The sequence below is a fragment of the Nostoc sp. NZL genome (assembly GCF_015714705.1).
In the GTDB taxonomy this organism is placed as follows: Bacteria; Cyanobacteriota; Cyanobacteriia; order Cyanobacteriales; family Nostocaceae; genus Nostoc; species Nostoc foliaceum_A.
Map to the genome: position 1 here is coordinate 1 of NZ_WBKL01000180.1, position 12,049 is coordinate 12,049.

The following is a 12,049-nucleotide window of genomic DNA, read 5'->3' on the forward strand; positions in this document are numbered from 1 at the left end:
GGGCCGACATATTCCAATATTTGGCTACGAACTGTTTTTTCTATACCTTCGAGGTCTATTAACTGACTCTTATCAGCTTCCGAGTACAGTAATGTTGCCAGTTCTTGTAAGCAGGCTTTGATCCGTTCTTGTTTCTCTTGGCTCATAGTCAGCGATCGCACAGGGTTATTTCCTTCTACATTTTCTCAGAAATGGTAAATCTTCCAAAACTGGATGCTCCCATACATGACTTTACAGAATTGGAGACGCAAGCGTGGCGTTGCACTTACTACCAAGGGTTTACAAAAACTTCAGCAAGCAAAGCATCAATCAGAAGCAAAGGAAAATTTTGGAAACAGGTACACTCTTGAAGAAATGAGTGCCCGCTCTGGGTTATATTCCGCTACCATCTCGAAAGTATTGAATCGGGAAGGAGGAGTTGATAAACAGACTCTTGAAAAGCTATTTTTAGCTTTTCATCTAAAAATAGATAAAAGTGACTATTCAAGCTCAAATACTCGTCTAGATTTGGGAGAAGCTATCTTTAACTCAGTTTTTTATGGGCGTACAGAAGAACTTGTCACGCTAGAGCAATGGATTCTCAATGAGCACTGTCGGTTGGTCACATTATTGGGGATAGGAGGCATTGGGAAAACAACACTGTCTGTAAAGTTTTCTCAACAGATTCAGGACAACTTTGAGTATGTGATCTGGCGATCGCTACGAGAAGCTCCACCTGTTAAAATTATTCTAAGTAACCTGATCCAATTTCTATCTGATGAACAGGAAATAGAAGGTAACTTATCAGAAAGCTTTAGTGAGAGGGTATCGCGACTACTCTATTATTTGCAAAATCATCGCTGTTTGGTGATTCTTGATAATGCAGAGTCAATTCTCCGTAGTGGTAGCCGTGCCGGACTTTATCGAGAAGGATATGAGGAATATGGTGAGCTTTTAAGACGGGTAGGAGAAGCAACTCACCAAAGCTGCTTAGTGCTGACTAGTCGTGAAAAACCGAAAGAAGTGGCATTACTGGAAGGAGAAGCACTACCTGTTCGCTCATTACTACTGAATGGCTTGAAGGTGGGGGAAGGACAAGAAATCTTAAAACTCAAAGGGCTATCGGCGGCAGAAGATGAATGGAAAGTAATGATTGAACGCTATGGAGGCAATCCATTAGCCTTGAAGATAGTTGCCACGACCATTCAAGATGTTTTTGATGGTAATGTGACTGGATTTTTGCAACAAGACACGGCTGTTTTTGGAGATATTCGCGATATTTTAGAGCAGCAGTTTGAGCGCTTGTCAGATTTAGAAAAGAATATAATGTACTGGCTAGCGATTAATCGTGAGTCGATTACCCTCTCAGAATTGCGAGATGATATTATATCACCAGTACCCCAAGCTAAATTACTAGAGGCTGTAGAATCTTTAGGAAGGCGATCGCTAATCGAGAAGGCTACGCCTACGCTCATTGAAAAAACGGGATCATCCTTTACGCTCCAGCCTGTAGTTATGGAGTATGTGACTAGTAGCTTGATAGAAAAGGTCTGTGAAGAAATTGTCACTCAGAATATTGATTTATTTAGATGTCATGCTCTGATGAAGGCGACAGGTAAAGACTATATTAAAGACACTCAACTTCGTCTCATAATCAAACCAGTTATAGATGGATTGCTTAATGTTTTAAGAAGTAAAAGAAACATTGAAAATAAATTAACTCAACTTTTAGTAAAACTCCGAGAAACATCGCCGCTAGAACCAGGGTATACAGCTGGCAATATTCTGAATCTGCTTTTTAATTTAGAAACAAATTTAAGTGGCTATGATTTTTCTTATCTGACTGTTTGGCAAGCAGATATGCGTAATATGAATTTGCACAATGCAAATTTTGCTCATGCCGATCTCGCTAAGTGTGTTTTTGCGGAAACCCTCGGTGGTATTTTTTCGGTAGCCTTTAGCCCCAATGGCAAACTTCTAGCTACGGGCGATACTAATAATGAGATTCGCCTGTACCAGGTTGCAGATGGACAACAGATGCTCACTTGCAGGGGCCACGCTGGTTGGGTTCGATCAGTTACCTTCAGTCCTAATGGAGATATTATGGCTAGCGGTAGTGACGATCAAACAGTGAGGCTATGGAATGTTAGCACTGGTCAGTGTGTTGCAAATTTGCAAGGGCATAGCAGTGGTATCCAGTCTATCGCCTTCAGTACGAATGGTCACATGCTGGCGAGTAGCAGTGAGGATAAAACTGTGAAGTTTTGGGATATCGATACTGGTCTGTGTTTTAAGACTTTATCGGTAGATGATTATAGTGTATGGTCAATCGCCTTCAGCCCCGATGGTCATACAGTGGTAACTGGAAACGACAATCATACCCTTAATCTATGGGATATCAACACTGGTCGATGTATTAAAATATTGGAGGGACATACCAATCGAGTACATTCCGTTACCTTCAGTGCAGATGGTCGCATTTTGGCTAGCGCTAGTCATGATCACACAGTGAAGCTATGGAATGTTGACACAGGACAATGCTATTTAACGCTACAAGGTCATACTGACTCAGTACATTCTGTTACCTTCAGTTTGGATGGACATATTATTGCTAGCGGTAGTGATGATCAAACGGTGAAAGTCTGGGATGCTACTACAGGTAAATGTATTAGAACTTTGAGAGGACACAGCAGTCGAATATGGACAGTTGCACTAAGTTCCGACAAAGACAGCTACATTTTGGCCAGTGGCAGTGATGACCAAAAAGTTATGTTGTGGGATGTCAGTACTGGTCGTTGTATTAGAATCTTTCAAGGTTATTGTGATGGAGTACGGTCGGTTGCCTTCAGCCCAAACGGTTATATGTTGGCTAGTAGTGGGTCTAACAAAATTGTAAGGCTTTGGGATGCTAGCATTGGTACGTGCCTTCAAACTTTGCAGGGACACAATAATCGGGTAACATCAGTTTCTCTTAGCCCAGATGGTCGCATTTTAGCTAGTGGTAGTGAAGACCAAGCAGTGAAATTGTGGGATACTAAAACTGGTCAATGTATAACAACCTTAAATGGGCACAGTAACCGCATATTAGCTGTTACTTTCAGCCCAAATGGTCTGATACTAGCAAGTAGCAGCGATGATCGCACAATAAAGCTATGGGATACCAGTACGGGTCAATGCATTAATACCTTTAATAGACAAAGCCACCGGGTCTGGTCTATTGCCTTCAGCCCGGACGGTCAGATACTAGCTAGTGGTTGTCATGACCAAACAGTGAAATTGTGGGATGTAAACACTGGCCGATGCCTTCAATCCCTTCAAGGACATACTGATTGGCTGTGGTCAGTTAGTTTTAGTGCTGATGGGCAGTTTCTAGCGAGTGGCAGTAGTGATCAAACAGTGAAGTTGTGGGATGCGAGAACAGGTAAACACCTTAGAACTTTACAAGGTCATACCAGTTCTATCTACTCAGTCAGCTTTAGTGCGGATGGAAGCCTTCTAGCGAGTGGGAGTGGAGACCAAATGGTGAAGTTATGGGATGTCAGTACTGGACAATGCCTCAAAACTTTGTCAGGACATACCAAGTGGGTTTGGTCACTTGCCTTTAGTGCCCACGATCAAACCCTGGCTAGTAGTAGTCAAGATGATACGATTAGAATATGGGATATAAAGACTGGAAAGTGTCTAAAAATTTTGAGGAATGATAGACCCTATCAAGGCATGAACACCACTGGCATTACAGGTATAACTGAAGCCCAAAAGGCCTCTCTGAAAGCTTTAGGAGCAGTTCTTTATGGAGAAGACAATCCTACAGTTATAAGATGAAAGAACTTGGATGATCATAGAAAAAACTAAATCATTTTTTTAAGACTTAGCTTTTTGATACACTCAAGAACTTGTCTCCAGTCTTCTGAAATTTATATGATGCTTGTCTAATTTCTACTTCATATCCCTGCTTGATCAATTGGTTTATAACTGGCAGCAAAAATGGAGATAGCTTGCCAGAGGTATCTAGCAGTGGAAAAATGCGTGTCTCTATAGCAACTCGACACATTTCTGCAATAGAAGCGATATGAAACTCTTCAGATAGGTGTTCAGAATAGATGAATAAAAAATGAGAACATAAGGCTAAATCAAATTTTCGATCAGCAAATGGTAAAGTAGGTAGCTCACCTGTAACATAACGTTTCTCCTGAATTCCTAAAGAAAAGTCTTCAATGAATTCCTGCATTGCGGATATTCTAATCTTTAGTAACTGGCTTGGCGATTGAATATCCTGCCAAACAAAATTATCTGGATTTCCTTGCACCGCATTCATGACTTCACGGCTAGCTTCTTGGATGTGTCGAGCAATCTCAGTTTTACTTAATTTGTAGATGGGATCGCAAGAGACAACATTGCCTCCTCTACGGGTTATTTCAACATTAAAGCTTGCAGGACCACCTGCACAGTCAATAATTTTCAGTTTGTTATCTTCAAGAGTTAAACCAAACATGTTGGTGTATTCTTCAGCAGAACGTCCCCATATAAGGATTTTCTCAAACTTAATCCCCATAACTTTTATTCCAAAACTTACATTATTAATTCATTACTCTGGATTTACCCTATGAATAACTTCAAAAACAGGCATAAGTACAATTTTTGCCCTAACTTGACGCTCATCTTTGTATCTCTCAACCGCGCACCCAACTGCACCTAAAACACCAAGCGCCAACATTCCTAATACAGCAGAAGGTTCGGATACAGGTATTGGCTTCACGGCTGAAAAAGCTAATTCTCCAATTAGTTTGTGAGCAGATGTTGTAGGATGGACTTGATCCCAAAATAAAAACTTATCTGGTTCACAAGCAACTGGCTGCTTGGGAACATTAATGGGCACTACCGATAAGTCTCCAACACAAGATTCGGTAACATTTGTAAAACCGAATTCTTCTGGAGCAGCGATAATTCTATTGAATAGAGAATTAACATCAAGAGGAATGAGATTAATATCAGGGCTGAGTTGCTGGCTCAAAAAGTTGAGATTTGCAGTCAAACTGGAGTTGTGTGCACTGGTAAAAGTGCTTAGTAAGCTGGAATCTTGATTATTGCCGCCTGTAACTGGAAACTTTCCTAAATCTGGTAAGTTAACCACCAGAAAGTTTTTAGCACCAACAGCAGCAAGTGATGTCACTGATACTGATAAATTGTTGACTGCTTGGGTAGGATTAGGAATGTCACCAAAAAAGTAATCTAAATAATCATTTGTACCAGCCCAGATGACGTAGAGGGCGTTCGGGTTTGCAGAAGGATTTGTTGATGTAAAGCTATTAATCTGTTGTTGCAATCCTGGTAAACTAGCAATGCCGATATTCTTAAAGCCTGTGGTTGCGCCACCATAGGCAAAGTTGGTGTTTAGATTAAACATTAATCCTAAATCGGAGGCGAGATATTCCACCCAAATTGGGCCATTGGAAAAACGTCCATTAAAGTAAGTTGGACTTGGAGGGATGATTCCACCTGTGGCATTGAATACATTGCCTGTATCAGAGAGGCTATCACCAAACACATAAATCTCGTCATTATTCTGCGCTGAAACTTTGAGCGGAAAGATGAGAGATAAAATAAAAATTCCGGTCGCAAGAATTTGTTTCTTCACAGCCAACTCTCAGATAAACATTAAATCTTGGTAAACAACCTTAACAAGAAGGAGCTTTGCTTCTGTCTTTAGAAATTGTCACTGCCAAGTCAGATTCTATTTTATGGATAGGAGCAGAACCTAGCGCTACTTTGCCCCAACGCATCACACTCGCAGAGGCAGCACCGGCTGCACCAAATCCATAAACAAGAACTAAGTCATTTTCACTAATTTTTCCCAACTGTGCAGCATGGTACATATTAACTACAGTAAGTACTGGCCCAATATTTGCATATTGTGGATAGAGGTCGATTGTACGTTCTGGATTAATACCCAGAACGCGCGTACAAAAGCGTGCGAACCAAGCCGTAGGTGTGTTGAAAATAAAAAAGTCTATTTGTTCGAGGGTCACACTTGCTGCATTAATAGCACCTTCACAACAAGTGCGGAGAAACCCTACAGCCGTTTCGCGAGTTAACCTGTTTGCATCCTTGCTGACCTGCATACGAACCTGCAAGTTGCCCTGTATATTCTTGGCGATCGTAGGGTAAATTAGATCGGACAGGGCACCAGCATGAATAGTCTTAATACCAAGAATACCCTGATGTGATTCAAGTTTATTTACCACAAAAGCTCCGGCACCATCGCTAAGAAACCATGAGGCAGTATCATCTTCGGGGACAAAGTGAGAGTAAGAGCATGAGATAACTACTAGTACGTTGTGATACTGTTCTGCCGAAACCAAAGCATAAGCAGTCTGCAACGCAATTAGAGTGCTGCCACAGCTTGCATCGATATTCCAAGCTGCACCTTGCAAACCTAGCTCACGCGCCAGAAACGCAGCATCACCAAATCCGATTTGTTCAGGCCAGATCGAGGCAACAAGCATCAGATCGACATCTTCCAGAGAAAGCTTTGCAGCCGCAAGGGTATCTTTTACCGCACGGCACTGTAGCATTAGTGGTGACTCATTTGGACTTAGCACCCACCGTTCGACAGTCCCCCGAAAGGGATCTGATAGATAAGGCATCATCTCTAAGTCAAACTCACTCTTGGGGGTGGAGCCATCAAGAGAGAACCACCTTCCTAAACTTTTTTGCTCTGCTTGAGCAACCAATTCGGGGTATTTTTCTCTGTAGTAATCGTTGTTACGTCTAATGCTGGGTAAGCTCACAGCGAGTGAGCGAATACCTACTGCGTGTTGTGCCATGAATAACCTTTTTTTACACTCAATATTTAGTAGCAATAATTAGTTTAGCTCTGGGACATCAAGCTCTGAATACGACTTTCAACTGGTGCAGGCTGAGTAGGATCAATAATCACATCAACCACGAATGGAGCGATCGCTGCCATTGCTTTCTTCAGAGCCGCCTCAATGTCAGCCTCTCTCTCGACACGAATACCATCGGCTCCCATCCCGCAAGCAATCTTAACAAAGTCGGTTTGGGGAATATTTGCATCTACACCCTGGAAGCCCAACATTCCCATCCCCCGATCGCACATGTTGTAGTGTCCGTCATTAAGTACTATCCAGACAACTGGAATCTGGTACTTCACAGCTGTGCTGATCTCGTTATTCATTAGCATGGCACCGTCACCAACAATGGCGATCGCCTTACCACGACGAGCTAGTGCCGCACCGACAACGCCAGTGGTAATATGCCCCATAGACGCAAAACCGCTACAGTTTCGGTAACGATGTGGCTTGGCAAACCGCAGCATATAATTTCCCCAAGCAGACGAACTGCTTGCCTCGGTCATCACCAATACATCACTTCCCTCAACAATCAGTCTTTGAATAGCATCCATAAGCACTACGGGACGCACTTTCCCGTGTGTACGTAGATTGATTATACTGTGTTCAGGTCTAGATAGTATCGGTTTTGTCAACTGAACAGGATGCTGCGAAAAGTGTTTCAACAGACCCTTCACAAACACTTTGATGTCAGATGGAATCGCAAAGGTCTCAGCAGATGGATATGCAGTTCCTGGTATCTCTGGGTCGATGTCAACATGCAAAAAGCCCCGCAAAGGTACCATTACAGGGAGCAAGAGTGATGTGCGTTCGCCTAAGCGTGTTCCTAGAACTAAGGTGCGTAAAGGATGGGATTCCTGCATATACCTGAGAACCGACTCATGCCCACCGAACCCGGTAACACCTACAAACTGAGGATGATCTTCAGAAAAAATACCTTTAGCCCGTGGTGAACACATCACCGCAGCCCCTGTCCTCTCAGCAAGCTGGCGAATCTCTTTTGCAGCACCTCGTGCCCCGAAACCAACCCAAATTGCAAACGGCCCCTCAGACATTAACTGGACACATTTTGCAATTGTTTCCTCAGTTGCTGTTGCCACACCATTAGACAGAGTTACTCGTGGCAACGAAGTTTTGAGTGAACTTGTCTGGATATTTGTTGGAATACTTATATGAGCTACAAATCCTCCTGGTTGTCCTAGTCCAAGGGCAAGCCTTCGAGAAACCTCTGTGAGTTCATCACTAGATTCGACAGTGGTTGCATAATGGAATATTTGCCCTGAAGTAAAAATCCCGGCGCTAGGCATAGTGTAAGTGCTAGTTTCTTGGCAAGCCCAACGTCCTCTCTGTGGTGCTGAGGTTGAAGCTGACACGAAGATCACCTTAGCTCCCTCCCAACGGGCAGCTAACAATCCAGTCAAAGCGTTGGTGATTCCCGGCCCTGTAGTAGTGAATACCACAACCGGGCGATCGCTAGCAAAGTGTGCTTCAACGGCTGCAAAAGCTGCTCCAGCTTCGTGGCGAAAGTGCAGCACCTGGATAGAACTTTGGTGTAACGCTGCCCACACGGGAGCGATCGCGCCTCCCGAAACACCAAAGGCATATTGCACTCCCATGTCTTTCAGGATTTTTACCACTGCCTCTGCTACCGAAAAAGTTACGGATGGCTTGATATCAAATAGCTGTTTATTTGAATTTAATTGTTCAGTGGTATTCGCTTGTGTATCCTGAAATTTAACATCCATAGAAAATATACTTAGGAATAATTTCCTCTGTGGGATAATATTATCCCACACCCAAAGTAGGTCAGTGCAAATATTTGTCGTTTAAATCACGCAGCAAGCAGCCATGCTGAAGGCAAGAGGCAAGAGGCAAGAGGTTTTTAGCCCACTTCATCTTTATTAAGATAGTTTAGTTTTGTTGTGCCAATCTACTTGCTTATCTTCACACAGTTTGGTCTTTTCTTGCCTACCAACTTAAACTCTGCTTTGATATAAAAGAAATGTTAAGAGAGTTTAAGAGAAGTAAATGTGGCGATGCCTGTTGCGGGCTGCGCCAACGCAGATGGGTTCACCCGTCTTTTGGTTTGTGAAACTGAACACTACTAATCAAGCTCTGGAGTATAGAAAGGTGATTGACTTAAATCAGTACAGGGTTTTAACTTTCGATTGTTACGGAACCCTGATTGATTGGGAAAACGGGATCTTAGGGGTGCTAAAGCCACTTCTGCTGGCACACAACATTAATCTCGATGAAAATCAAATTCGGGCACTTTTTGCTGAATTTGAAGCAGAACTGGAAAAAGGAGAATATATCAAATACCGAGAAGTTTTGAAGAGGGTAGTCCAGAAATTTGGTGAAAGATTTGACTTTGAGCCAACTGCTGACGAACTAAAGTCACTGGCTGAATCGATTCAGCATTGGCTGCCTTTCTCCGATACAGTTGAGGCACTTAAAACTCTCAAGCAAAATTTTAAGCTGGTAATTATCTCAAATGTAGATGACGATCTCTTTGCTTTCTCGGCAAAGTACTTAGAGGTGGAATTTGACCAAATAATAACAGCAGAACAGGCAAGAAGCTACAAACCCTCCTTAAACAACTTCAGGCTGGCTCTTGAGAGAATTAATTTGCCGTTAGAGCAGATATTACACGTTGCTACTAGTGTATATCATGATATCGTTACAGCCAAATCTCTGGGACTATCAACAGTCTGGGTAAACCGTCGAGCAGACCAAAAAGGATTATCAACCACAGTATCAGCAGTAAGTCAACCCGACTTAGAAGTGGCTGATTTAAAGACTCTCACTGCTTTGAGTTCACTGAAACAATACTGAGCAATAAGTGTTGAGTGCCCAGCACTGTTTCAATGAGGTTCTGTTGTTACAAAACGAAACAGGGATTGCAACATAGATTGATTCTGTCTTACTCTGGAAAAACTACTACACCAGTTTGAGACCACATTAGCCCTTCTTTATGAGGGCAAAGTGCAAGGGACGGGTGACGCTCGTATCAACGCTCTGCTTCTGTCTCTCCAGATCAGTGCCCTGCCGATAATACTTGTTCAATAAAACACTTTGATAGCCTAAAACGATGAAAGCATCTGCTAATTTCGACTTTGAAGACGAGAAATTCAATGCACCGCCTTCTCAAGTCATCCCTTGGTGTCAGATGATTAATCCTCGGTATGGCACAGATGGTATACAATCTCACGGTTTGGCGATTAAGCTAGATAATGCTCATGCTGTTGGCTTTGTGCCAGATGATAATTGGCAGCAAGTGGAGCATGAATTTAGCTCTGGAGTCGAAACAGTCTTTATTAGCACGACTCCACACTTGGTTTTAGTGCGTCGGGGACCATTGTCTGTCAAAGACCGAGAAAGTGGTCTAAAGCTAGGTACGCTCAAAGATAATTATGATGCTTTTTTAGCCGACAAACTTAAATTTAAAACCTTTACTCGCTATCTAATTTTTATAGTGGGTGAGAATAAAAAGTTTTTACATGAATCACCACTACAACTAACACTTAATGGTGCCGCCGGAGCAAGTTTCAGCAAAACCTACTGTGAATATCAACAAGGTAAAGTAGTTAGTGGATTCGTTGCTGAACTAGAAAAGGCTTATGCTGTCTATCGCAAACAACCTTTGACACCAAAAGGCCCTTTGTTTCATGCTCATGGGATTTTTTGCCCCATAATTGAGTGTGAAGAAAGAGGTATTGAACCAAATACAGTTCTGGTAGCTTCAACTGTAGACTACAAACATCCGACGGTAGGGACTTTAACACAATACTTAATTGCTTCGGATTCACTTGAGTCTGCAATGATTTGCAAGACTTTTGAAGAATACAAAGATTTTGGGAAGGAACCCGTAAAATCAGAAATGCCTAAATTAGCAATGGCAGGGGTTTCCAAGTCTTACGTTTATGCTGATGAAGATGATTTTGCTTATCCGCCCTATTAGGTGGGAGTAGGGATTAGCAGCTGCCAACAGCTTAATACTATACTGCACCGGAACGTACCAAAATGATTGGTTGAGTTGCAAAGGTTATCTACGTCAGGTAAGCGCTAACATATATGTGATTTTGTCTAGCACATTATTTGCTATTCTTGCGCTTATGAGTTGATGCACACCTTGGATATTGCATAGCGATCGCTTGGGACGACCAGAATTTTATATTTATTGGGGTGCTTCTTAACTAAGAACCCATAAAATTGAACTAGGTCTATCACAAGAATGTGAGCAATTCTGCTATGAAAACCCTGGCTAAATGGTCTGTAGACGACTATCATCGCATGGTTGAGGCGGGCATTCTGCGTGGTCGTCATCTGGAATTGCTAGCAGGTGAAATTGTTGAGATGAGTCCAGAAACCCCAATTCATTACACCACAGCAAAACGAGGTGCAAAGTATTTAGAAGAGTTGCTCTTAGGTAAAGCTGATGTTCGTTTCAATGGGCCTATTACACTATCCGACTCGGAACCCGAACCTGATATTGCAATTGTTCGACTTCCAGAATCATCCTACAACGATCGCCATCCTGCTCCTAAAGATATCTTCTGGATTGTAGAGGTTGCCAAGACAAGCTTAAACAAAGACTTGGAGATCAAGGCTGTGATTTATGCGACGGCTGAGATTCAAGAATATTGGGTTTTAAGTTTATCGGCTAAACAGATGATTGTGTTCAGAAACCCGCAAAATGGTAAGTATGTTGAAGAATATACTATTAAGCAAGGAACGATTACACCGTTAGCATTTGCAGATTTTTCAGTATCCGTTCAAAGACTTTTGCCATAGGGTGGCGTTGCTGAATCGAGTGATGAATAGATGTATATAGGTACAGTTCTTCCGATATGCAACGCCAATTTTTTTACTATCTGAGAACCTTAGCTTTGACATCCTCCCGGCGCTAATCAGGAGTACCTGATATAGCGGGGGATTCCAAAGATCGCTCTTTGGACTTCCTCTTTCCGCGACCCGACTTACTTGGAGGAGTTTCCTCACCCACGCAGAGGTCGATGTCTCCAGAGGCGATTAACGTTCCTGTGTGCCCCACAGTACGGAGTCCAATTTCAAGAATATTCAGCGCTGCATTATGGTCACGGTCTAAGGCTGTTCCGCAATGGGGGCAGCAATGAGTCCTGGTACTCAAAGTTTTTTTGACAACCTCACCACAGTTAGAGCAATTCTGACTGGTGTAGTAG

9 protein-coding genes and 1 pseudogene are annotated in these 12,049 nt (G+C 42.6%); 4 read left to right on the forward strand and 6 right to left on the reverse strand.

Annotation, left to right across the window (positions count from 1 at the left end; all coding sequences use genetic code 11):
* A pseudogene (locus F8R90_RS27025) lies at nucleotides 1–146 on the reverse strand (ISKra4 family transposase); the annotation flags it as partial.
* A gap of 79 nt (nucleotides 147–225) precedes the next feature.
* Here F8R90_RS27025 and F8R90_RS27030 point away from each other — a divergent pair.
* Complete coding sequence (locus F8R90_RS27030) at nucleotides 226–3,801, forward strand: NB-ARC domain-containing protein (protein WP_196513245.1); 3,576 nt, start codon at nucleotides 226–228, stop codon at nucleotides 3,799–3,801.
* 46 nt (nucleotides 3,802–3,847) lie between these two features.
* On the opposite strand, the gene F8R90_RS27035 is transcribed toward F8R90_RS27030, so the two are convergent.
* From F8R90_RS27035 to F8R90_RS27050, 4 genes are read right to left on the reverse strand one after another with little or no spacing between them, the layout of a single operon-like run.
* Entirely contained in the window at nucleotides 3,848–4,531 is a 684-nt protein-coding gene (locus F8R90_RS27035; RefSeq protein ID WP_196513246.1) for a class I SAM-dependent methyltransferase, read from the reverse strand.
* Between the two features lie 33 nt (nucleotides 4,532–4,564).
* Entirely contained in the window at nucleotides 4,565–5,614 is a 1,050-nt protein-coding gene (locus F8R90_RS27040; RefSeq protein WP_196513247.1) for an SGNH/GDSL hydrolase family protein, read from the reverse strand.
* A gap of 40 nt (nucleotides 5,615–5,654) precedes the next feature.
* Nucleotides 5,655–6,803: a 3-oxoacyl-ACP synthase III family protein gene (locus tag F8R90_RS27045; RefSeq protein WP_196513248.1), complete on the reverse strand. Its 1,149-nt coding sequence runs from the start codon at nucleotides 6,801–6,803 to the stop codon at nucleotides 5,655–5,657.
* A gap of 44 nt (nucleotides 6,804–6,847) precedes the next feature.
* Complete coding sequence (locus F8R90_RS27050; RefSeq protein WP_196513249.1) at nucleotides 6,848–8,593, reverse strand: ScyA-related TPP-binding enzyme; 1,746 nt, start codon at nucleotides 8,591–8,593, stop codon at nucleotides 6,848–6,850.
* Nucleotides 8,594–8,876: 283 nt separating this feature from the next.
* Here F8R90_RS27050 and F8R90_RS27055 point away from each other — a divergent pair, with 283 nt between their 5' ends.
* The 3 genes from F8R90_RS27055 to F8R90_RS27065 all read left to right on the forward strand — a co-directional run bounded on the left by F8R90_RS27055 (nucleotide 8,877) and on the right by F8R90_RS27065 (nucleotide 11,642).
* A complete protein-coding gene (locus tag F8R90_RS27055) occupies nucleotides 8,877–9,683 on the forward strand; it encodes a haloacid dehalogenase type II (protein ID WP_230966926.1) in 807 nt (268 codons plus the stop codon).
* Between the two features lie 256 nt (nucleotides 9,684–9,939).
* Nucleotides 9,940–10,809 (forward strand): DUF5895 domain-containing protein, encoded by an 870-nt coding sequence (locus tag F8R90_RS27060; protein ID WP_190895449.1) that lies wholly within the window; start codon nucleotides 9,940–9,942, stop codon nucleotides 10,807–10,809.
* Between the two features lie 290 nt (nucleotides 10,810–11,099).
* Complete coding sequence (locus F8R90_RS27065; protein WP_196513250.1) at nucleotides 11,100–11,642, forward strand: Uma2 family endonuclease; 543 nt, start codon at nucleotides 11,100–11,102, stop codon at nucleotides 11,640–11,642.
* A gap of 112 nt (nucleotides 11,643–11,754) precedes the next feature.
* On the opposite strand, the gene F8R90_RS27070 is transcribed toward F8R90_RS27065, so the two are convergent.
* Nucleotides 11,755–12,049 (reverse strand): zinc ribbon domain-containing protein (locus tag F8R90_RS27070; protein ID WP_196513251.1); only part of this gene is annotated, 295 nt, incomplete at its 5' end.

Bases quoted from the DNA above. Each gene is read 5' to 3' on its own strand.
- F8R90_RS27030 (WP_196513245.1), top strand. From the start codon at position 226: ATGACTTTACAGAATTGGAGACGCAAGCGTGGCGTTGCACTTACTACC.
- F8R90_RS27035 (WP_196513246.1), bottom strand. From the start codon at position 4,531: ATGGGGATTAAGTTTGAGAAAATCCTTATATGGGGACGTTCTGCTGAA.
- F8R90_RS27045 (WP_196513248.1), bottom strand. From the start codon at position 6,803: ATGGCACAACACGCAGTAGGTATTCGCTCACTCGCTGTGAGCTTACCC.
- F8R90_RS27050 (WP_196513249.1), bottom strand. From the start codon at position 8,593: ATGGATGTTAAATTTCAGGATACACAAGCGAATACCACTGAACAATTA.
- F8R90_RS27055 (WP_230966926.1), top strand. From the start codon at position 8,877: ATGTGGCGATGCCTGTTGCGGGCTGCGCCAACGCAGATGGGTTCACCC.
- F8R90_RS27060 (WP_190895449.1), top strand. From the start codon at position 9,940: ATGAAAGCATCTGCTAATTTCGACTTTGAAGACGAGAAATTCAATGCA.
- F8R90_RS27065 (WP_196513250.1), top strand. From the start codon at position 11,100: ATGAAAACCCTGGCTAAATGGTCTGTAGACGACTATCATCGCATGGTT.